The sequence below is a fragment of the Gracilibacillus lacisalsi DSM 19029 genome, assembly GCF_000377765.1.
GTDB lineage: Bacteria > Bacillota > Bacilli > Bacillales > Amphibacillaceae > Gracilibacillus > Gracilibacillus lacisalsi.
Map to the genome: position 1 here is coordinate 241,933 of NZ_KB898664.1, position 21,871 is coordinate 263,803.

Genomic DNA, 21,871 nt, shown 5'->3' on the forward strand with positions numbered 1-21,871 from the left:
CAATAAAGTATCTAGCGGTAGCTCTATTCATTCTCTTGTTTTTCCTGATTTGATAAATGTCCAGTTTTAACATAGCTACAAAATAAAAGCTGATTAAATGATGGACTAAGAATAGTCGAGTATAATACTAATAGGCATTTGAATTTTATTTCAGAACGGAGAGTTGCTGGATGAAATACGTTATAATCGGTGGAGTTGCGGCAGGGATGAGTGCAGCGATGGAAATTAAGCGAACAGATGATGCTGCGGAGATCACAGTGTTGGAACGTGGTGAAGATTATTCATATGGGCAATGTGGGCTACCATATGTAATCAATGGACTTGTACCGTCAACCAAAGATGTTATTGCGAGGACGGTTGAAACATTTAGAGAAAAGTACAGTATTGATGCCAGAATATATACGAATGTGACAAAAGTAGATCCGCAAAACCACCAAGTCATAGGTTTCCATCTAGATTCGAATCAATCCTTTACTTTAAAATATGATCGATTGTTAATCGCCACAGGCGCTGATCCTATTTTGCCAGAATGGCCAGGAATTGATTTAGAAGGAATTCATACGTTAAAAACTTTACAAGATACAGATGGATTAATGACTGAGTTAACAGAAGAAATCAAGCATGTCACCATTGTTGGGGCAGGCTATATCGGACTCGAAGTGGCAGAGAGTTTTCGATCAATCGGAAAAGAAGTAACACTAATTCAAAGAGGCGATCAATTAGCGAAAATTTTCGACGAAGATATGTCAAAGTTAATTGAAAAAGAAGCATTATATCATCAGATTGACATTAAGTTAGTGGAAGAAGTAACAGGTTTTTCTGGTAAAGAACGTGTGGAAGCAGTTATTACCAACAAGAGTACATATTCAACTGATTTAGTTCTGCTAAGTGCTGGAGTAAAACCGAATACTGATTTTCTAAAAAGTAGTGGGATTCAGATGAACAAGGAAGGTGCGATTCGTGTAAATGCCTATATGGAAAGTTCGATTCCAAACGTATATGCTGCAGGTGATTGTGCCACACATTATCATATGATCAAACAGGTGGATGATTATATTCCATTAGGTACTACCGCCAACAAACAAGGTAGAATTGCTGGTGCAAACATGGCTGGAAATGCCATTACGTTTAAAGGAATAGTAGGTACATCCATTATCAAATTCTTTGACTTAGATCTAGGTAGAACTGGAATCACGGAAACAGAAGCAAAAAGGTTGAACATACCTTATCAGATTGAAACAAGAGAAGACACGAATCAGGCAGGTTATTATCCAGGAGCGAAAACACTAACTATTAAGTTGATTTTCCATCAGAAAACGAGTCAATTATTAGGTGGCCAGATTATCGGAAGGAAAGGTGTCGACAAGCGGATCGACGTATTGGCCACGGCGTTATTCAATAAAATGACCATTCAACAATTGCAAGACCTTGACCTGGCATACGCTCCGCCATTTAACAGTGTTTGGGATCCAATTCAAAAAATTTCCCGAAAAACGTAAGATTTATTGATCATATAAACTAAGAAAAAAACGGCAAACCCCGCCGGTCCATTATTAAATGCAAATAGAAGTCGATTACTTTATTAGTTATAATGGAATATTTGAACAGCTTAACCACCACTCCGGCTGCCAACTTCCCTTTCCGTGGGGTTTGTCCTTCAGCTAACTTTTTCGAGCAAAATCCGCTCGAAAAAGTGGATCTTCAGGCCAAACACTTCCCACAGGAGTGAAAGTTGGCGCCTACGCTTAAATCTGCTCTACAACGCTAGCATGAAGTAATACAGTTGCTTTTATCATTACTAATAGCAATTCTTCACTTTTTCTATTGTAAAAAAATCAACCTAATACTTATGATAAGAATTGTTGCACCTTCTCATAGCAAAGTAATTAGTCGAAGCGTTGCAATTATACATCAAACCTTTTAAAATAACTACTTCGCTTAACAACGTCATTACACTGATTTTATACTTCTTTCCATACAAGCAAAAGACTTCCATGGTATTGGAAGTCTTTTAATCATGGTTACTTATTTGCTTAGTGGTTCTTTAGCAAGGATAGCAACCTCCATCTTCTCCAATGATACACAATATTCATCTTGAATATCTCCATTTACTTTGGAAGGATCTTTTTGTAAATAGTGAATCACTCTCCAATTGGAATACCAGTCGCCTTTTTCTGCTGGTTGCTGTTCAACATTACTCCAAGCATTCTCTAAGGAAGGACTGTACAAACGGTTTGCTCCAGGTTTTAATTGGCATCCTTCTAGCCTTTGTTGAAAAGTTTCGTCAGGGTTGGATTCGTTGATGTCATTAAAAATGTCTGGCCAGTAGTCTTTCCTTGACCCTGTGTGTGGTTGCCGCATTGCCATATCATAAATGTCGGAGAAGAAATTATCATCAAATAATAATTGATACAACCGTTTACCTAATAGAATTCGCTCCTTTAAAGAAGCAAATTGATGTACAGATTGCCCGACTAGTTTAACGTGCTTTCCATCATTGAAGGGAAACAGTATTTGATTCAGTTGCAATAACTCCTGCATTTTAAATTCTACCGATTCCAACAATGTAGCTTGATATTCTTTGTTCTGAATGACTCTGCCTTCGATATAGTTTTGTTCGTTAATAATAAGTGCGACAGTTATCAGGTAATTATCTTTCTTTTGATAATAATGATCCCACATCACCTTCATAAAATAAGATATACCGAATTGTGGAAGTAAATAGAATAAATTTTTATTTGCTTTTTTACTCTCTTCATATAACAGCAATTGAGGATAGGCGTCATGAAAAATCAGCCAATTACTCCGTTCTAAAAATGCAAAAAAATAAGCTTGCTGCTCTTTAGTCATGAGCCGTGTCAATAGGCTTCCCTTCAAATCAGTCATGTTCCATCCGGCATTTCGGGACACCATATGTGCCAGAAATGCCCATTCGATTTCAGGATTTCTTTTAAAAAATGCAAGATATGCTTTCGTTCTAGTAACGTTATTCAGATTATTTTCCCTTGTCTGTCCTTTGATAAATTGTACCAGTTTTGCTTCATCGTCTGTAAGGCTGTCAAAGTCAGTAAAGGAATCTTTGTTTTGCTGTAATGTTTTTTTTATTGACTTCAAATCAGTAGGTAATTTTTTCCATTTGTTAAATATTCGTGATCCCTCCTTTATTATCTTTATGTTTAGGTTATGTATCCATACGATTATGTTTACTATATGAAAAGGAATTTATACAATTAGGTGATAATGAATGGATTCTAAGCTAAATATATTTCATTAACTAGAGTGCTTTGTAGATAGGTTATGTTTAACAAAAGAGGGGAATTACATAAAAAAATATAGGGATGAACGTACATCCCTATAATAGGTTTAGCCAAAAAATAAGTCCAAAATGTTGGATCCTGTAGTAGATTCTTTATTATAAAATTCAGAGTAACCACAGTCCTCACAATAGACCACAAGAAATCGATTATTTTGCACATCAAACATTTTGGAGAGACCTGTTCCAGTCATTGCTACTTCTTTTTGTGCTGCTCTAGTACTTCCGCATTTAATACAACCGTTGTGTTCCACTATGTTCATACCTCCTAAATTGCTAACTGAATACATTTTCATAAAGTATTCTCTCCTATTGTCTACGATTCAGATATCAATATGTTTCATTTTTTGTGAACAAAATCATCATTTCAACTTTCGTTTACCTGTTAAAATAAGATTAATAAAAAATAGGAAGTGAACATAATGCGACATTGCAACAATTGAAATATGTAATTGAAGTGCTATAACAGATGGGGAATTCCGTCGCTCATGGTGGCATTTAGATTTTATGCAAATGTACATGGAGCAGAAGATTAAAAAATGATTACTAGATTAAAAGAGTGGACTTAAGGATTATTTTTTCGAGTAGGTATGGAAGTCGGCTATAAGTCCTATAACGAGTTAGAAAGTGTATGTTGTTTCGTCACTTTTTAACTCGTTTTTTTGCTTGATAATCATTTCGTCAAGAATGAATTGAAATTATCAAGCATATACTATAATAAGCACTTTTGGAAAAAATAGGGCATTAACGTCTTTTTGGAAAAATCTATCTTCTATACAGGAGAGAGGGTGTGAATAAAGATGGAGAAAGAAACAGTTATTATATCAATTCTGGTAGGGGTTCTCCTGTTGTTTATTTTATTCGTATACATCCAAAGTTTACGGAGTTTCCATGATAAAGAAGATAATCGTTTTACTGAAAATCTATATCAATATAGAAAAACTTTGTATTTTTTATTTGTCTTAGTGATAGGGGCTTTGTGGTTAGTTGAAATCATTTCTATTGACGATTGGCAAAAACTAGTGATTTTAGCTGGAATGGCAGTATTTATTGATATATTTGTATTTTCTACGCCAACAATAAAGAAGATTTGGAAGACAGAATTTCAAAGCTATGATCCATTAAAAACATATATACAAGAGAATAGTTTGATAGAAGAAAAGCAACAAGATAAGCTGAATTATTTCTCCCAATTGCTGCAAATCGCTCCATTTATTAAATCCGATATTGATAAGAAACAGCTTGATTTTCCAGATTCACTTAATTTATTTCTAAGTTACTATGCAGATACTTTTGGTTTACGTGTTCACCTTTATGAGGTGAAACCGAAAGACCTTGAAACAGAGTATGAACCTATTGATATTTTTATAAAAACGATTCAAACGATAAAGCAAACACACACATTGGATTGGGAAAGTATGCTGGACAACTTGGTGATAGACAATGAAGATAATATTGAAAGGGTAATTATGGAAACATTATGGAACGGAGATATTGTGGCATTAGATCGTGAAGAAAAACATGGAAAAGGTATGGCACACATATGTCCTGCTTTTGTAGGCGAAAATCATACGTTTATTTTATTTATTGAGGAAATACATGAAAGAGTTTATGAGATTGATGCATTATTTATCACCAATCTAGCTTGTCTTTTCTGTTTTCTTGAAGATGAAAAATTAGTGACAAATTAAATAAAAAAGTAATAAATCGGGAGTTATTCCCGTAAAATGATGAAGAGTATCTTAAAGTCGAGGTAATTTAAGTAAGTTGATGTAAAGAAGTTGAGGAGGAGGAGTTTTGTGATTGAGACAGTGATAGGAGCCAATTTAAAAAGAGATGAAAAGAAGGAACTTAAATCACATAATGTGAATACACTATACCAAGAAACCACTCCCTTGAGTGATATTCTAAGTCGTAAGAAATCACCAATTACACAAATAGCGGATGCATCTAAAACCCGATATACGAAAGATTTGGAGAAGTTAAGGCGAAAAGCATTAAAAAAGTTATAATGGAGAAGCGACCCTTTTTTCTAAGTAATGTGATAAGGGAGATGGGTTGTATTTTTTTTTGTTAAAAAGTAAGAAGATTGATGAGGAGAGATGGAAGACATGACTAAAATCAAAAAGGAAAGCACCGATCTCATCAAACGAAAAAAATTTCCTAAAGTTACACAATGGAAAGGCAAGACTAGAGAAGAAAAGCGTCATCAAGCTATGTTAAATCAAATTAAGAAATTACAAAAAGATGATAGGACTTATTTATAATCTTAATTCTAACGATGTGATGATTCGGCTTTAAGCAAAAAGGAGTGCTGTTGTGAGACAAGTAAATAGCAGAACGTATCAAGACACTTGGATTAAATTTTGACTTTTATCCAAGTGTTTTTTAGCCAGTAAAGAAAGCATAAAATCAGCGCAATGCTTGTGTTAAGCGAAGTAGTTATTTTGACATGTTTAATGTATATTTGCCATGTCGCGACTAATTATTTTCCGCGGGCACGGCTTCAACTAACTTTGCAAAGTGGATTTTTGGTTCATGCTATTCTCGCAGGCGTCACCGTAATTAGTCTTCCTTAGAGGTGTAACAATTCTTGTCAGAAGTAATAGGTTGACTTTTTTACAATAACAGGTTGTACATCGCTTTTTGTAAGTGAAAACATTCGTGTTATCAAATGCTAGCTAGCGTTGTAGAACATGAAATAACGAAGAAACCGATATAATTGATTTTATGATTTCTATTGGAATCATCTATTCTATTCGCTTGCGAAAAATTCGTTCGAGAAAGGTAAGCCAAATAAGTGTAATCACATACCCGACCGAAATATTCCACCAGTAGTTCTCACTTTCTGCTTCCATAAATATTTTCACTGGCCAGTAAACAGGAATAAGCATGGTAATTTTAATAATCGGGTGACTGATTAAATAATCTAGTAATGGTGCGAGAATCATTAAGTTAATTACTTTGGTAAGTGCTAATCCTTCTACTTTATTAGCAGCTAGACTCGCTAGCATCATTGTTATAATCGGAGCTTGTAATGCAAGTAATACAGCGACAGGGAGAAACGTGTTGAGCTTCCAAACGACAAGTCCCTGTAACAACACAACAGCAAAAGATATTAAAAAAGTAATGATAATCGGAGCTAATATTCTAGCGAAAAGATAACCTGTTTTCGTTATCGGTGTAACAGCATAAAAAAGTAGAACTCCTTCGTCTCGTTCATCCAAGATAATAAATCCATAAAGCATCCCGATCATCAGGGGAGTCATAAGTAATGCCAAACTGACAATAATCCGAAAGTGTGGTTGTAATGGGAAAGATGCATAAGTTAGGAGGATGTCATGTAATACAGGTAAACCTAAACGGATTATTACGGATAATATTAATACACCAAATAAAGAGAATACTAATAATGGTTCGCGTTTGATGTTTTTTATATCGCCAATTGATAATAACAACATTTTCTTCATTACATACTTCACCTCTGTCACGAAAAGATTTTTTTTCGTAAAAATCGTTGAAATGAATAATAGGTTAAGACATAGGCACAACTGATCCATGGTATAAAGATTACTATCACATAGATATAATCCTGTACAGTAAGACTATCAAACGCTCCTTCTAAGAGAATGAGAATAGCTTGAGTTGGCAGCAAGTGTAACAATAACGAATCTGTTAGCTTAAAAAAGCTAAGTAATGGTAAATAAAAAATAATTATGAAAAGAGGTGATGTATATAAAAACATATTAACGTTATCAACGCGAACTGCTAGCGAAATTCCTAATAATGTAAAGAAAATTGAACATAACATAACCGCAATTAAAAATGGCAAGTAATCAACATGAAGTTGATGAACAGCAATAAAAATGATTGAACTTGATACCGTTGCCAGTATTGTTAAAGATAAAACCTTACTGATTAAATAATCATGAATACGAATCGGACTAACAAATAATGTGTTAAAGATTGATTGGTCTTTTTCAAGTAAAACTAGTCCTCCAACAAAGAAAAATCCTAAAACAGAGGGATCGGTAAATATAATTAAGATCGATGTTTGTTTGACATAGGAAGCTGGCACTAATAATAACAAGCAGATATAGACGATACTGACGAGTGCATAAGCAGCATAAAAACCATGACGAAATTGAAACCGAATATCAAATGTAAAAAGTTCAAGATGTTTCATCATAATATCCTTCCTGTCACCTTCATAAATACATCTTCCAATGTCGCTTCTTGTGTATGCATAGTGACGATTTCATAATGTGATAATATGTGTTGAAAATGCTGGTTTTCATATAAATTATTGAGTGAAAAAAGTTCTCTTTTAATTCCAGATTGACATCGGTATTCAACTTGTAATGATTTTTCTCCATATCTTACTTTTAATTGTTTTGGTTGATCAATCAAAGCTATTTCTCCATCCACCATAAAAGCGACACGATCACAAATTTTATCAGCCGTATCCATACTATGTGTGGTGATGATTACTGTTTTTCCTTTTTCTTTTTCCATTAAAATAAGTTCGCGCAGTTTCTTGGCATTGACTGGATCTAACCCTGAAGTAGGTTCATCTAAAAATAAAATATCAGGATTGTTTAACAATACACGACAAAAATTCAAGCGCATTTTCATTCCTTTGGAATAGTTACTGAACCGTACATGCGCAGCATCTGTTAGTCCCACATTTTTTAAAAGTTTTTGTGGATTTTGAGTCTTTCTTTTATACAGTTTGCTGAAAAATTGTAGATTTTCTAATCCGGTGAACTTTTGATAAAAATTAGGAAACTCAAATCCGACCCCAATCCGTTCATAATAGTCAGCACTTAATTGATCAAGTTCTTGCTGATTGATTTGGACCTTTCCTCGATACCCTTTTAAAATACCAATTAAGATATTTTGTGTCGTACTTTTCCCTGCACCAGATGGTCCTAAAAATCCAAAAATTTCTCCTCTCGCTACTTCAAATGAAATATCATGAATCGTATCTTTTGTTTCACCTGGATACCGATAGGCTAAATTTTCAACATAGATCATCCTTATCTTCCTCCTGAATGAGACCTGCAGCAAGACATTCGGCAAGTAAATCGACTGCATCTGGATAGATATCTTCGCCAATTTCTTTCTTGTGAAGCAGAATAGTATAAAAACCTCTTAGCACTGCGGTAATGGTTGGCGTGGAGCGATTTACCATACAGTTGTTTTTCTGCCATTTATGAATAAGTGGTGATAAAACCCATTCATCTTGTTCTGCATGTTGTTGTAGTCTTTCCGGAGGAAGTTTTCTCACAAGATGTTCTAATGTTTCACCTTGAAAGGTTTGCTTAATGAACCGGTTTTGATCAATCAAGTCTATACCATAAAGCAACATCTCTTTAAAACCTTGTTTTGTTATGTTTTCGTTGTCGAATTTGTTAAGTATTTTTTGTTTGAGATTAGCTTCTTCCATCTCTAGAATATCGAAGAAGAGAACTTCCTTGGAGTCAAAAAACTGATAAAAAGAGCCTTGTGCAATGCCAACAGCGGAAGTCAATTGTACGATACTTGTTTTTTTGACACCCAATTCTGCAAATAGATGTGTGCCAACATCGATTAATTGTTGTCTAATAGATTTTTTTTCATGTTCTGTAAACCCTTTTGCCATTATAGCACCACCTTTTATGAATTTATGAATAATATATTTTTTTATTCATAAATAGTATACTTCAATTTGTAAAAAGTGTAAATCATTTTTGAAAATGAGTTCTTACTCATCTTACATTCAAGTTATTAATGAGAAGCAACCCCTCAAAATATTACGTTTTTTTACATTAGTTTACTAGTAGTTTACTTTGAATTAACACTTAACTTGTATAGTGAAAGAGTATCTAATATTAGAAGGGGATGACGAATAATGGGACAGAAATGGACAAGTAGATTGTCGCTTCTTGTTATCTTTTTGTTAATTTTTACAAATGTCTTTGCATATGGACCAGTTGCATATGCCAATACAGATGAAGAGATAGAACAAGAAGAGACTGCACCGGAGCAAAACGAAGAAACAAATTCAACTGGAGAAAGTTTAGAAAGTGAGACAGTTGGAGGAGATTCATCCTCAACACAAGAAGAACAAATACATAATGAAGAAACAGAGACAGAAAGCCAACAAGATACTAAGAAAAAAGAGTCCATTGATGAAGAATTAGCTTCGGAAGAGAATTCTCAAGAAGAAGTAACCAATTCTGGTGAAGAGTCTGAGTCTAACGAGGAAGAGGCTGTTACTGAGGAGAGTTCAGACAAGAAGTTGGAAGCCCAATCCGCAATTGATTATCAAACACTCCCACCACTTTTACTAACAGAAATTATGCCGAATAATGATGGTGCAGACAACTTTGAATACTTTGAAGTATACAATAACAGCAATCAAGCTATTTTATTAGATTATTATACCATCGCACTGCGTTATACGGATGGTAGTGCTAATGATAAAAACTTCGATTTCCCGGAAGTATCGATTCCAGCAGGGAAAACACTTGTTTTCTGGCACAACCCAGAACAATTAACTGTAGCTGATTTTAATGCACACTATTCAACCGAATTATCAGAAGATCAAATAGTTTCCTATCAGGGAACGAACTTTTATAACAGTGGAAACCGTGGTGTAGTTATCAAAGATGACAATGAAGATATCGTAACGAACAGCTACCTTGCGGAAGATATTGCATCCGGAAAAGTTGTAACATACCAATATCCAGTGGAATCAATAGAAATGGAACGATATCAAACAGTGACTGACCCAACTCCTGGAACGGTGGAAGAAGAACAACTTCCTGAAGAAAAAGTAATGCTTGATGAACTCGATAAACCTGAAATTGATCATACACCAATCACAGAAGGACAAGCAGGTAAATCGATCATCATAACTGCAGAACTCACGAGTGCAGAACATAAAGTAAAAGGAACATTACACTACCGTTCAGAAGAAGGTTCATTTGAACAAATAGACATGACCTCCGTGGAGAATAATGTATATGAAGCAAGCATCAGCAGTGAAAATGTTACAGCTGGTGAACTTGAATATTATATTACAGCAGTAAATTCTCAACAACGTATACGTTTACCTGAGACAGATAGTGAAACATTCACAATTGATGTAACATCTATCGACGAGTCTGAAGAGGATTTTCAGCAGTATTCCCATTTACTTATTACTGAAATTTCACCAAACACAGAAGGTGGGGGCACAGATTACTTCGAATACTTTGAACTTTATAATAATACCAACCAGACTTTATCCTTTCATCAATATGCGCATATTTATTATTACACAGATTCTGGACGTGAAGTACAGTTCAAAGTTCCTCCGGTAGATATTGAATCACAGGAAACACTAGTTTTCTGGTATAACAATGGGGATCATTCATTAGATGATTTTAATAACCATTTCGCTACTAATCTATCAAGTGAACAGGTAGTAGAAGTAACCGATACGACATTTCCTGGGTTTGCAAATGGAGGAAACCGAGCTTTAATCTTGAGAGATGCATCACAAGAAGAAGTTATTTATGCAGATTATGATGGAGCAGATAATGATAATAATGGTGGTGTCATTCAATACAAATACCCATATGAAGGAACACAAATGACTAAACTAGAAACATTGGCAGATCCAACTCCAGGAACGATTTCCGACGAGCAAGTTCCGTCTAAAGTGGTAAAAATCGAAGAACCAGAAGAAGATACTACTGCTCCAGTCATAACACATGAATCAGTAACTGGTGCAGAAGCTTTTTCATCTGTCACAATTGAAGCTGAAGTGACTGACAATCTAGCAATTCCCAATGTAACCCTTTTTGTGAAAAATGAAGACTCTGAATATCGTAGTTTATCTATGGTATCAGATTCACAGGAACCAGATAAATATAAGGTTGAAATACCAGGGATTTATGTGGAATCTGACTTGACCTATTATATCGAAGCAACAGATGGTGTTAATACAGAAAGGACAGAAGAATTCACCATTTCCATTTCACAAGATGAAGTAGATACGCAAAGCTTGCCTCCTTTATTAGTAACGGAAATTGTGCCTGATTCTACAAATGTAGGTACTGCTGATGGTTATGAATTTATTGAAATTTATAATAATACCAATCAAGACATCCCTTTTGAACACTACAAAATGCAGTATCGATACGGCAATGATCCAGCAAGTGATGTGGTTTGGCCATCTATTCCAGATGATGTCGTGATTCCTGCAGGTGAAACATTGGTGTTCTGGATTATTAATGGACAGAATAATGATCAAACTGTAGCAGATTTTAATGCTAATTATGGATCTGATTTGATCGAAAATGAAAATATCGTAAGAATAGAATCTGCTGGAATGGCAAATGGCAGTATGCGTGGATTAATTATTGCTTCCAATATTGGCCACGAATATTCGATTGCTTATTATAATGATATGGATACCACAGATGATACTGCCCCGAATAAAGGAATTGTCTATAAATATCCAGCAGATGATTCGAATATCATGGAGAAGGTAAGTGCGGGAACGATTGATGCTACACCTGGTGTTGTGGAAGACTATCAGGTACCAACAGAACCTGTTCAGGTAGAAGCAGATCAAACAGCACCAGTTGTTGAAGATATCACGAGTGTTGCCACTATTGATCAGACAGATGACTTAGATGTGACTGCTAAAGCAAGTGATCAAGAAGAATTAAAAACGGTTGCGATCTACTACCGTACAAATGCTAATGAAGATTATAAGAAAGCATTGATTGAAGAGGGAGAAGAGGAAGGAGTATTTACGTATCGCATTTATGCTCCTGAAATGATTGGCAATACAGAGGTCGAATATTATTTTGAAGCTTCAGACGGTGAAAATACAACAACTACTAATCCAGAGACAGTAACGATTGAAAGTAATTTGGATCATAGTCCTTTACGCTTAAATGTCGAAGAAGGTCAAGTATTAAAGGAAACATTTGTGCTAAAAGGTACATCCAATATCGATCAACCTGCAGATATGAAGATGCTTATTGATGGAAATCAAGTGCCCACAAGTTATCAAGCAATAGAACATGAAGCATACTTCGCTTTTGAAGTAAGCGGAATTAATACCTATTTCCAAAATGGTGTAACAATTGGTGATGAGATCATTCATATATTTGATGATTGGATGGCGCAATGGGAGACGATCACAGTACCAATAGATCCTAACTATTTGGAAATCGGGGAAAACACGATTACGATACGTGCCGGAAACAAAGCTACACCATGGGAAGGTGACCCGGGTGAGAATCGTGATGACTATAATTTGCGCAATGTACGTCTCGTATTGGCTGATGGTACGATTCTAACAGATCCTAATCATTCAGATCCTGAAAATGTGTTAGACATGGGGGATGATGGTACACACCGGATTGCGGAGGACTTTACATTTACTATTTCGGAAGATCATGCACAATCTATTGCTTATGAATGGGATACTACAGAAGTAACAGATGGTGAACACACAGTAGAAGTAACCGATTCAAAGGAGACCATTCAAGAACAAGTACTTGTAGATAACACAGCTCCAAATATTGAAGCTACAGTTGCAAATGAAGAAACATACAAAGGTACCTTTATAATTGATGCAGAGATTGATGATGACGTAGCTGGCGTGGATAGTTACCAAGCAAAACTTGATGGAGAGGAGATAGATTTGCCTTTTGAAACTTCGTCAGGTGAGCTTGCGAATGGAGAGCATACGTTAAGCATTACGGCTACAGATCAAATTGGTAACAAAGGGACAGAAGAAATTACTTTTTATACAGTTGAAGAGAATCCAGAGGTACCGGAAAATCTATCAAATGTTCAAGACGGTGATCCAACTTTAAAGGTCCGTGTTAATGATCCGATGGGAGACAAGATGGATGTTGGTTTCTATCAAGGGTTTCAGTATAAACCCTCTGATACAGAGGCCGTGGTATCTTATCAAGGTGCTTCAGCTGTGGAACCGCCTAATACAAATGAAATAAACGGTTCAAGATTGCACGAAGAAGAAATTTCACTAGTAGCTGAAAAAGATGGTGAGTATTTGGTACATGATGCAACAACAGAATTTCCGTATCACCGTTTTGACGTAACACTTGATGATACAGTCGATGAGAATGATTTGGTTGAATTAGAATGGAACGGTAATTCTTTAGAAGGTAGAAAAGTAACGATGTACGCATGGAATGTGGAGACTTCTAAGTGGGACATTGTCGATTATCAAATTGCCGGTGAAGAGAATTTTACACTAAAAGGCGATGTCGAAGTTGCTTCATATAGTAATGATCATCAAATTCAAGTAATGATTCAAGATGAAATACCTGCTGATCGGGAAGACTATGACTATACGTTTGTTTGGATGTCAGATACACAATATTATTCTGAGAGCTATCCCCACATTTTTGAGCGCCAAACGGAATGGATTAAAGAGCAGCAAGAAGAAATGAAGATTGAGTATGTTTTTCATAGTGGAGATTTAGTAGATGAAGCAGATCAACCATACCAATGGGATTACGCGGATGAATATATGAGAACATTAGATGATGCAGCCATACCATATGGAGTTCTTGCAGGAAACCACGACGTACTCCAAAAGACTGAAGACTATACCGAATATTATAAATATTTCGGAGAAGATCGTTTTCAAGATAAGCCTTTTTATGGTGGTTCATATCAAAATAACCGTGGTCACTATGACTTAATTTCTGTTGATGGCAACGACTATATTATGCTTTATTTAGGTTGGGGTATTGATGATGAAGGTATCGCATGGATGAATGAAGTATTAAGTCAACATCCAGACCGTACAGCGATCTTAACGTTCCATGAGTATTTACAGGCAACAGGAACACGTCATCCATTAGGTGAAAAGCTATATCAAGAAGTAGTACTTCCAAATGAAAATGTTGTAGCAGTTTTAGCTGGTCATTATCATGAAGCACAGACATTAGTAGATGAAATCGATGATGATGGGGATGGCAATCCTGATCGTACTGTATATCAGATGCTAGCAAACTATCAAGCCGGACCTGAAGGTGGGCAAGGCTATATGCGTTTGTTACATTTTGATACAGATAATAATCAAATATATGTGAACACCTATTCACCATATATGGATGATTATAATTATTATGATACGGATGAATACCCAAATAAGGATGAATTCACTATTGATTTAGATTTATCAGCTAAAGAAAAGCGAGTTGCGACGGATAGTTTTGTAGTGAATGTTTATACTGATAATGAAATAGGCATGGTAGAAAATGTCGTGAGCGGAGATACTGCTAAAGTTACATGGGAGGGCCTTACTGAAGGAGAACAGTATTTCTGGTATGCTACAGTGACTGATAACTATACAGGTGAGAGTCGCTCACCTATCTGGTCTTTTGTCAAAGGGGAAGATGATTCAGATTCATCAGGTAATGACAAAGATAAGGATAAAGATAAAGATAAGGACAAGGATAAACAAGAGAAGCATCCAGACTCTAATAATGACTCGGATTCTACTTCTGGTTTTGATAAAGACGACAACAATAATAATCAAAATTCTGAGAGGAATAACGTACAAGAAGCAGAGGACCAAAGAAGTAAACAAGAGGACAAGAATAGTGATAAACAATCACCAATAGCAAGAAATGATAACATTAATCTCCCAAATACAGCAACAAACATCTTCCAAAATATAACATTAAGTATCATATTGCTAATCTTTGGAACGATATTATATGTCAGAAATAGAACACAATTAAATTAAATGATTAAGAAGGGATGCAATATTATATGTTGCATCTCTTTTTCTTTGCTTCTTGAATGTTAGCTATAAATTGATAAACATGATTAACAATCGTGTTATACATTTTCAAAAAAATAGGGTTGTATTTTCCAACTACATATTGTATGATGTATGTATGGTAAAAATTGCATATATTCTTATCCAGAGAGACGGAGGGATTTGGCCTTATGATGTCTCAGCAACCAGTCATTTTTGACACGGTGCTAATTCCAATAGATAAGAAGATTGACTTTCGTTCATGGTAAAGGCCTTCTTCTTAGAAGGTCTTTTTTTACTGGGTAAGATATGCTGACCATATTCATTTTCATTATAAGGAGAGGTAGTATGACAACAAAAACAGTATCAGCACCATTTCGAGCAGATCATGTGGGGAGCTTATTACGCCCGGAGAATTTACTGAAAGCGAGAAAGGATTTTGAGGAAAGTAATATTACAAGTGCACAGTTACGTGATGTGGAAAACAAAGAAATAGCTCATATCATTGATAAACAGATTGAAGTAGGATTGAGTCTTGTTTCAGACGGAGAATTCCGCCGTCGTTTCTGGCACACAGACTTTTTAGAGCATTTAAATGGCATTGAAGGATATGTACCTGAAGTAGGATATATATTTCATGGGAATGAAGAAACAGAACGCTATAATATTCGAAATACAGGTAAAATCTCATTTAATCCTGATCATCCATTTATCCAAGATTTTAAAGAGTTTAATGCATTAGTAGATGGTCGAGCAGTGGCAAAACAAACCATTCCAAGTCCTAATCAGCTTTTCAATGTAGGAATTCGTGATGTAAGTATTTATCCAGATATTGAGGACTATGCCAACGATGTTATTCAAGCATACCGTGATGCAATTAAAGCATTTTATAATGCTGGTGTGCGTTATTTACAGTTTGATGACGTTTATATAGCAGGATTGTCTTCACCTGATATTCCATTTAATGATGGTGAGTTTTCACGGGAATTTTTAATTGATCTGGCATTAAGAGTAGTCAATGGCGTTTTAGAAGATAAACCAAGTGATCTTGTTGTCACTACCCATTTATGCCGAGGAAACTATCGCTCCAATTGGGCTTTTGAAGGAAGCTATGATTTAATTGCTCCAACTTTATTCGCTAAGGAAAAAGTAGACGGTTTCTTCCTTGAATATGATGATGAACGCTCAGGTGGATTCAAACCGTTAGAACATATCCCAAATGATGGCGCACGTGTTGTGCTAGGATTAATTACATCAAAGAATGGAGAGTTGGAAGACAAAGAACAAATAAAAGCACGAGTGGAAGAAGCAGCAAAATACGTACCACTTGAGCAATTATGTTTAAGTCCACAATGTGGCTTTGCATCTACTCACCATGGAAACAAACTAACCGAACAAGACCAATGGAACAAACTCCAACACATTGTACAAATTACAAAAGAAATTTGGGGTTAAAGAATTATTTCTTCTTATCGGTGCATTCAGTTGAATTAGGTAAGCAATCACAAGGAACCTTTGTTGCATGAATGGCAATGAAGGTTCTTTTTTTCTGTAACAGGTTATTAGGTTTATGTAACATAAAATAGAAATAAAGTGAGATGTACAAATGTCAAGTATGCTGTGGGAAACTATGTCGACTACACACGTACATTTCTATCCATTTATGTTAAAATGACAATACATTATCCATATAAAAAGAGGTTGTTAGATGAGGCGTGGTCGCATGTTTTTCTTGATATTTATACTAGTTATTGTTTTAAGTGGCGGTGTGAAAATATACTATGATACAAATTTATTCAAGGTTGAGAAGCTGGAGATAGCTACTTCAAAGTTGGATAAGGATCAATCTTTTACTATATTGCAATTAACGGATATACATAATAAACAGTTCGGTGACAATAATAAGAAATTATTAGATGAAATAGAACAAGTAGATGCAGATGTTATCGTGATTACAGGTGATTTAATTGACAGGAAAACGGATGATTTACAGTTTGTCTTGGACTTTGCGGACAAATTAGCCATGATTAATTCCAACGTCTATTTTGTAACCGGTAACCATGAATGGGAAAATCCGTTGAGAGAATCATTTATTCAAGGCCTTGCCGACAAAGGAATTCATCTACTAGATAATCAAAACCGCGTCATTGAACTGGAAGGGATTTCTTTTCAGTTGGTAGGTGTAGGTGACCCATCAACCAATCACGATGATATGGAACCCGCTATGTTAGGGTTAAATGAGGAGGATGTGACGATCATGTTATCACACGCTCCTGATTTATCACGTTCAAAGTATCCAGATGCGGTTGATTTAGTATTAAGTGGTCATACCCATGGAGGTCAAATACGCTTACCTATAATTGGAGCAGTTGTTGCTCCTGGGCAAGGTTTTTTTCCGAAATATGATCAAGGATTATTTGATTTAAACAAACATCAACAGTTATACATCGATAGTGGTCTTGGTACGAGTGTAATAGATGTAAGAATGTTTAATCAGAGTCAGATGACACTAATTACAGTAAAGGGTGTCGGTAAATGAAACGATTAATGTTGTTCGTTGTTATTGCTTGTCTTGCGATGGCAGTGATCGAACTATATATTGCCCCTAACTATTTAGTTAAATCGATATGTAAGCTGTTGCTTTTCTTGTTCATTCCATACTTATATATTCGGTTTATTGCCCATTTATCTTTTAAAGATTTATTTTCTTCAAAAATGAAATATCTAAAATTACCAATTATTCTTGCAAGCGGTGTATCTATCATTATTTTATCGTTGTATTGGATCATTGGTAGCTTCTTTGATTTTTCGAATGTGACTGTAATGCTGGAGGATAACATGGCAGTTGATAAACATAACTTCCTTTTTGTTGCGATCTATATTGCACTCGTTAATTCGTTATTAGAAGAATTTTTCTTTCGTGGCTTTGCCTTTTTAGCTTTATTAAAAAAGACAAAAAGGTGGGTAGCTTACCTTTTTAGTGCTGGCACGTTTGCTCTCTATCATATTGCGATGATGACGGATTGGTTTTCTATTTACTTATTTATCCTCATCCTATTCAGTTTATTTGTTGCCGGTTACCTCTTTAATAAATTAGATGAGAAGGCAGACAGTATATTGCCGTCATGGATAGTTCACATCAGTGCGAATGTATCCATCAATCTGATTGGGATGATGTTATTTGGGATTATATAAGTTTCTATTAAGAAAAAGGTTCTTCATGGTTATTGTTTTGATATTTTTAATAGCCTGTCAATCAGACATCGAAAAATATGATTATCAAGACCATTCGAATGATGAATTTCTAGCTGATCAGGCCGATTATTTTCATTACTTTATTGAAGAAGTGAGATCTGACACGATTATTATAGCGCCAATATTAGATGTCCACGATCGATCTTATGCACCTGTTGAACTTGAAATTACTGATCAAACAGAAATAGAGGGAAAGGATGTGTTAGAAATCGATGATAAAGTAAATATATGGATCATGGGTAAAAATATAGCTGAACGGATCAAAGTCAAATCATCGAATTAAATGGGCAGCCTTTCTCTTTAATTCTTGTTGGTATCGTGTGAATCGTAAACTTTCTTGGGTCTAATGTTTCTGTTACCTCATTCCAAAATAACGGTGTCGCGACAGTTGCTTCATCAGTTGCCCTTGTCGAATAGGGAGCAATGATTGTCTTTCCTGGAGCATGTTGAACATAATCGATATAAAGTCTTTTGCCGCGATTTTTCTTTAAGCGCTCGATGGTAAAATGATCAGGATCAGAGTCAACCAATACTTTTGCCGTAGCCTCCATCAATACTCTCGTTTCATCGTACGTCATATTTTGAATCGGTATATGAACTTGTAATCCAGTTCTTCCGGATGTTTTGACTAAAGGTGTGAAGCCCTGATGTTCCATCATTTCTCTAATCAAGTGGGCAGCACGAACAGCAATAAAAAACTGATCTAATGATGGCGGATCAAGGTCGAAGACTATTTCTTCGGGATCTGCTTTGTTAGTTTTATTAAAAGGAACATGGAACTCCAATCCACCATGATTACCAAACCAGATTAGACTTTGCAGATCTTGGCAAAGTATATCCATTTCTCCATCACTATTAGGGATAGTTTGAATGAAAGAAGGGGCATAATCTGGCAGATGTTTTTGATAAAAGGAATGTTCATGTACCCCATCAGGAAAACGAATTAATGTCAGCCTGCGATCCTTCAGACCAGGAAGTATAAAAGGTGCAATCCATCTTAAATAACACAAGTAGTTTAATTTCGTAACAGTTGGAAACAATTCTTTTTCTAATCGGGATAAGTTAACCGATGATGGAAATTGTGCCAATCCTTGATCAATCGTAAGTTGATTACAATCGGTTGGTTTGATATCAAATCGGAACTGATGAAAAACCGGTTCACGGAGTTCTTGATCTTCAGCACTCAGACAATTTATATCCATACAAACAGAAGGATCCAGCTCCCACGTTGTCCCATTTACCTTCTGCCCATAACGTTTGAAAAAAGTAGTTAACGTTTCTTTCTCTCCTTGTTCTAGCCCATTCTTACATTTCCCGAGAATGCTGAGTGTTTCGTTGTGATAATATTGTAACGTGAAATAATCATTTTCGGTATTCCAATTCGTAACAATCCCAGAAATGGTTCGAAAATTTTTGATTTTTAGCCATGTATTACTTCGCTTTCCTTCTGTATAAGTCGTTTTCTTTTGTTTGGCAACCATTCCTTCTGCCTGATGGATATCGACCACTTCGAGAATGCTATCCAGTTTTTCGAAAGTAGGTGCCTTGCGAATCCTTCCTGTTAAACCTTTCAGAATCGTGGATAATAATTGATCACGCGTAGAAAAACTTTCTTTTCGCAAATTTTGAGCTTTTGATTCTAATAAGTCAAAGGCGACAAAAGTAGCAGGGCGATTTTGACTAAACTGGTTTACATTCTTTTTTATTCTGGATCGCTTTTGAATTTGTTCAAAATCCGTTCGATAGGCAGTAATCGTAATGATCAGTTCTCCATCAAGAAAAAGTGGTAAATAGGCTTGGAATCTAGAAGTGTGTTGCTGGCACCACGAAATGATTTCAGGAAATGAACTGCTAAGGTCATGACCGTTTCGACTCCATAAGGTAACGCCCTGATCGGTCCATTGTAAACCACAACGAAATCCATCATATTTCACTTGATATATCCACTCATTCCCTGAAGGTGCTTCGTTTACAAGTGTAGGCAGCATCGGTTTCCACATAGTATAGACTCCTTTTATTAGACACAGTTATCAGAAATATTTTTGACAAACTTTTGCATGATTATGTCATAAAAAGAAAAACTATTGATAAAGAGGTGATTATGATGCATACGATGTGGAAAGGAACCATTAGTTTTGGTCTTGTTAATATCCCAGTCAAGCTCCATTCAGCAACGGAAAATAAAGATATAAAGCTCAGAAATTTGCATAAAGAATGCCAATCTCCTGTGAAGTACGAAAAAGTATGTCCTGTCTGTGAAAAAGAAGTGGAGCAAGACGATATTGTAAAAGGATTTGAGTATACGAAAAATAAATTTGTTATTCTAGAAGATGAAGATTTAGAAGCATTAAAGGAAGAAAAAGAGGATAAGTCGGTTGATATTGTGGATTTTGTAAAGTTAGAAGAAATTGATCCGATTTATTTTGACCGCAGTTATTATTTGTCCCCAAATGAAGGTGGGGCAAAGGCGTATGGCTTATTGCGCAAAGCTCTGGAGGAAACAGGGAAAATTGGGTTGGCAAAAATTACGATTCGCTCAAAGGAACATTTAGCAGTTGTTCGCATTTATCAAAATACGTTAGTAATGGAGACGATTTATTATCCTGATGAAGTTAGGGACTTCCAAGAGGTTCCAAATGTACCGGAAGAAGCAAATATTGTTGAGAAAGAGCTGGAAACAGCTAAATTGTTGATTGAACAATTATCAACAGAATTTGAACCGGAAAAATATCATGATGAGTATCGTACCGCATTATTGGAACTTATTGAACAGAAGAAAAATGGAGAAGAAGTTTCAACGGCAAAAGAACCTGCAAAAAAAGACAATGTTACAGATTTGATGGAAGCTCTCGAAAAATCATTAAACAAAACTCAAAAAGGGAAAAAGAAAACAACTACGAAACGAAAGAAAACGACAAAGAAAACAGCTTCACAAAAAGCAAAGGCAAACTAAAAAAGGATAGGGCTTATCAGCAGATAATTTGCATATACTATCGGATTCTCCTCCTTGGATATAACCGTTTATCCAAGGAGGAGAAAACTTTTTATAAGCATATAAACCTTCTCGAGAAAGCTAGATGAAGGATAAAACCCACGGAAAAACAACAGAAAAAACATTTTTTTCACAAAACCGCATATTTCTGTTTCTTTTCTGAATACATATTAATCAATTTACCAAACATCCATAAACTGCGAAAAACTATTGTTTTTTTCTTCCAATCATTCTTTAGGAAAGTAAGATAACGTGATATCATAGTAATAAAATTATCCATTTAAAAGGAGGATATGTTATGAGTGTAAAACGATTCATTATCACGGAAATCATTTATTCGATTCTTATCGGCTTTGTTTTAGGACTTGTATTTGATAACTTTTTGTTAGGTATGCTGATTGCGATTGGAGTAGGAGCAATAACGATCGCGGTGTTCAGTGTAGCCGTTAAAAAAAGGAATAAACAACAAGAAAATAGTTCCAGAGAGAGCGGTACATAATTTACAGTTAGAAATAGTAAA

General features: G+C 35.4%; 18 protein-coding genes and 1 riboswitch. Of the genes, 11 read left to right on the plus strand and 7 right to left on the minus strand.

Annotated features, from left to right (window positions below):
- The first annotated feature begins 170 nt into the window (after window positions 1–170).
- Window positions 171–1,499, plus strand: a complete 1,329-nt coding sequence (locus D569_RS0106225) for a CoA-disulfide reductase (protein WP_018931546.1) — start codon at window positions 171–173, stop codon at window positions 1,497–1,499.
- A gap of 526 nt (window positions 1,500–2,025) precedes the next feature.
- Here D569_RS0106225 and D569_RS0106230 read toward each other — a convergent pair.
- Window positions 2,026–3,114, minus strand: coding sequence for a DUF2515 family protein (locus D569_RS0106230; RefSeq protein ID WP_018931547.1), 1,089 nt, complete (start codon window positions 3,112–3,114; stop codon window positions 2,026–2,028).
- A gap of 249 nt (window positions 3,115–3,363) precedes the next feature.
- Complete coding sequence (locus D569_RS0106235) at window positions 3,364–3,567, minus strand: zinc ribbon domain-containing protein (protein WP_026287238.1); 204 nt, start codon at window positions 3,565–3,567, stop codon at window positions 3,364–3,366.
- A gap of 546 nt (window positions 3,568–4,113) precedes the next feature.
- Between D569_RS0106235 and D569_RS0106240 the strand changes: the two genes are divergently transcribed.
- The 3 genes from D569_RS0106240 (at window position 4,114) to D569_RS24315 (ending at window position 5,580) form a co-directional block, all read left to right on the plus strand.
- The gene (locus tag D569_RS0106240) at window positions 4,114–5,004 is read left to right on the plus strand and encodes a type II toxin-antitoxin system SpoIISA family toxin (protein ID WP_018931549.1); all 891 of its coding nucleotides are present in this window, start codon (window positions 4,114–4,116) and stop codon (window positions 5,002–5,004) included.
- A gap of 108 nt (window positions 5,005–5,112) precedes the next feature.
- Window positions 5,113–5,325, plus strand: coding sequence for a hypothetical protein (locus tag D569_RS0106245; RefSeq protein WP_018931550.1), 213 nt, complete (start codon window positions 5,113–5,115; stop codon window positions 5,323–5,325).
- Window positions 5,326–5,424: 99 nt separating this feature from the next.
- Complete coding sequence (locus D569_RS24315; protein WP_018931551.1) at window positions 5,425–5,580, plus strand: hypothetical protein; 156 nt, start codon at window positions 5,425–5,427, stop codon at window positions 5,578–5,580.
- Between the two features lie 483 nt (window positions 5,581–6,063).
- Here D569_RS24315 and D569_RS0106255 read toward each other — a convergent pair whose 3' ends face one another.
- From D569_RS0106255 to D569_RS0106270, 4 genes are read right to left on the minus strand one after another with little or no spacing between them, the layout of a single operon-like run.
- Window positions 6,064–6,783 (minus strand): hypothetical protein, encoded by a 720-nt coding sequence (locus D569_RS0106255; RefSeq protein WP_018931552.1) that lies wholly within the window; start codon window positions 6,781–6,783, stop codon window positions 6,064–6,066.
- Window positions 6,784–6,800: 17 nt separating this feature from the next.
- A complete protein-coding gene (locus D569_RS0106260; RefSeq protein WP_018931553.1) occupies window positions 6,801–7,502 on the minus strand; it encodes a fluoroquinolone export ABC transporter permease subunit in 702 nt (233 codons plus the stop codon).
- The gene (locus tag D569_RS0106265) at window positions 7,499–8,350 is read right to left on the minus strand and encodes an ABC transporter ATP-binding protein (RefSeq protein WP_018931554.1); all 852 of its coding nucleotides are present in this window, start codon (window positions 8,348–8,350) and stop codon (window positions 7,499–7,501) included. The genes D569_RS0106260 and D569_RS0106265 overlap by 4 nt, the downstream gene beginning before the upstream one ends.
- A complete protein-coding gene (locus D569_RS0106270) occupies window positions 8,337–8,957 on the minus strand; it encodes a TetR/AcrR family transcriptional regulator (RefSeq protein WP_018931555.1) in 621 nt (206 codons plus the stop codon). Before D569_RS0106270 ends, D569_RS0106265 begins: the two co-directional genes overlap by 14 nt.
- Before the next feature lie 249 nt (window positions 8,958–9,206).
- Here D569_RS0106270 and D569_RS22610 point away from each other — a divergent pair, with 249 nt between their 5' ends.
- The 5 genes from D569_RS22610 to D569_RS0106295 all read left to right on the plus strand — a co-directional run bounded on the left by D569_RS22610 (window position 9,207) and on the right by D569_RS0106295 (window position 18,642).
- Window positions 9,207–15,089 carry a lamin tail domain-containing protein gene (locus tag D569_RS22610; RefSeq protein ID WP_018931556.1) on the plus strand — a complete coding sequence of 1,961 codons (5,883 nt, stop codon included), beginning with the start codon at window positions 9,207–9,209 and terminating at the stop codon, window positions 15,087–15,089.
- Window positions 15,090–15,262: 173 nt separating this feature from the next.
- A riboswitch (SAM riboswitch) is annotated at window positions 15,263–15,351 on the plus strand.
- Window positions 15,352–15,452: 101 nt separating this feature from the next.
- A complete protein-coding gene (locus D569_RS0106280; protein WP_018931557.1) occupies window positions 15,453–16,559 on the plus strand; it encodes a 5-methyltetrahydropteroyltriglutamate--homocysteine S-methyltransferase in 1,107 nt (368 codons plus the stop codon).
- A 253-nt stretch (window positions 16,560–16,812) separates the two neighbouring features.
- Window positions 16,813–17,643: a metallophosphoesterase gene (locus D569_RS0106285; RefSeq protein ID WP_018931558.1), complete on the plus strand. Its 831-nt coding sequence runs from the start codon at window positions 16,813–16,815 to the stop codon at window positions 17,641–17,643.
- The gene (locus D569_RS0106290) at window positions 17,640–18,299 is read left to right on the plus strand and encodes a CPBP family intramembrane glutamic endopeptidase (RefSeq protein ID WP_018931559.1); all 660 of its coding nucleotides are present in this window, start codon (window positions 17,640–17,642) and stop codon (window positions 18,297–18,299) included. Before D569_RS0106285 ends, D569_RS0106290 begins: the two co-directional genes overlap by 4 nt.
- A gap of 25 nt (window positions 18,300–18,324) precedes the next feature.
- On the plus strand, window positions 18,325–18,642 hold the full coding sequence (locus tag D569_RS0106295) for a hypothetical protein (protein WP_156822898.1): 318 nt from the start codon (window positions 18,325–18,327) through the stop codon (window positions 18,640–18,642).
- Here D569_RS0106295 and ligD read toward each other — a convergent pair.
- A complete protein-coding gene (ligD, locus tag D569_RS22615) occupies window positions 18,626–20,359 on the minus strand; it encodes a DNA ligase D (RefSeq protein ID WP_018931561.1) in 1,734 nt (577 codons plus the stop codon). The genes D569_RS0106295 and ligD overlap by 17 nt on opposite strands.
- Window positions 20,360–20,463: 104 nt before the next feature.
- Between ligD and ku the strand changes: the two genes are divergently transcribed.
- Window positions 20,464–21,312 carry a non-homologous end joining protein Ku gene (ku, locus tag D569_RS0106305; RefSeq protein ID WP_018931562.1) on the plus strand — a complete coding sequence of 283 codons (849 nt, stop codon included), beginning with the start codon at window positions 20,464–20,466 and terminating at the stop codon, window positions 21,310–21,312.
- Window positions 21,313–21,649: 337 nt separating this feature from the next.
- Window positions 21,650–21,850: a hypothetical protein gene (locus tag D569_RS0106310; protein ID WP_018931563.1), complete on the plus strand. Its 201-nt coding sequence runs from the start codon at window positions 21,650–21,652 to the stop codon at window positions 21,848–21,850.
- Window positions 21,851–21,871: the final 21 nt, after the last annotated feature.

Excerpts from the sequence above, each read along its gene's own strand:
- D569_RS0106225 (WP_018931546.1), top strand. The coding sequence starts at position 171 with ATGAAATACGTTATAATCGGTGGAGTTGCGGCAGGGATGAGTGCAGCG.
- D569_RS0106240 (WP_018931549.1), top strand. The coding sequence starts at position 4,114 with ATGGAGAAAGAAACAGTTATTATATCAATTCTGGTAGGGGTTCTCCTG.
- D569_RS24315 (WP_018931551.1), top strand. The coding sequence starts at position 5,425 with ATGACTAAAATCAAAAAGGAAAGCACCGATCTCATCAAACGAAAAAAA.
- D569_RS0106255 (WP_018931552.1), bottom strand. The coding sequence starts at position 6,783 with ATGAAGAAAATGTTGTTATTATCAATTGGCGATATAAAAAACATCAAA.
- D569_RS0106260 (WP_018931553.1), bottom strand. The coding sequence starts at position 7,502 with ATGATGAAACATCTTGAACTTTTTACATTTGATATTCGGTTTCAATTT.
- D569_RS0106265 (WP_018931554.1), bottom strand. The coding sequence starts at position 8,350 with ATGATCTATGTTGAAAATTTAGCCTATCGGTATCCAGGTGAAACAAAA.
- D569_RS0106270 (WP_018931555.1), bottom strand. The coding sequence starts at position 8,957 with ATGGCAAAAGGGTTTACAGAACATGAAAAAAAATCTATTAGACAACAA.
- D569_RS22610 (WP_018931556.1), top strand. The coding sequence starts at position 9,207 with ATGGGACAGAAATGGACAAGTAGATTGTCGCTTCTTGTTATCTTTTTG.
- D569_RS0106280 (WP_018931557.1), top strand. The coding sequence starts at position 15,453 with ATGACAACAAAAACAGTATCAGCACCATTTCGAGCAGATCATGTGGGG.
- D569_RS0106285 (WP_018931558.1), top strand. The coding sequence starts at position 16,813 with ATGAGGCGTGGTCGCATGTTTTTCTTGATATTTATACTAGTTATTGTT.
- D569_RS0106290 (WP_018931559.1), top strand. The coding sequence starts at position 17,640 with ATGAAACGATTAATGTTGTTCGTTGTTATTGCTTGTCTTGCGATGGCA.
- D569_RS0106295 (WP_156822898.1), top strand. The coding sequence starts at position 18,325 with ATGGTTATTGTTTTGATATTTTTAATAGCCTGTCAATCAGACATCGAA.
- ligD (WP_018931561.1), bottom strand. The coding sequence starts at position 20,359 with ATGTGGAAACCGATGCTGCCTACACTTGTAAACGAAGCACCTTCAGGG.
- ku (WP_018931562.1), top strand. The coding sequence starts at position 20,464 with ATGCATACGATGTGGAAAGGAACCATTAGTTTTGGTCTTGTTAATATC.
- D569_RS0106310 (WP_018931563.1), top strand. The coding sequence starts at position 21,650 with ATGAGTGTAAAACGATTCATTATCACGGAAATCATTTATTCGATTCTT.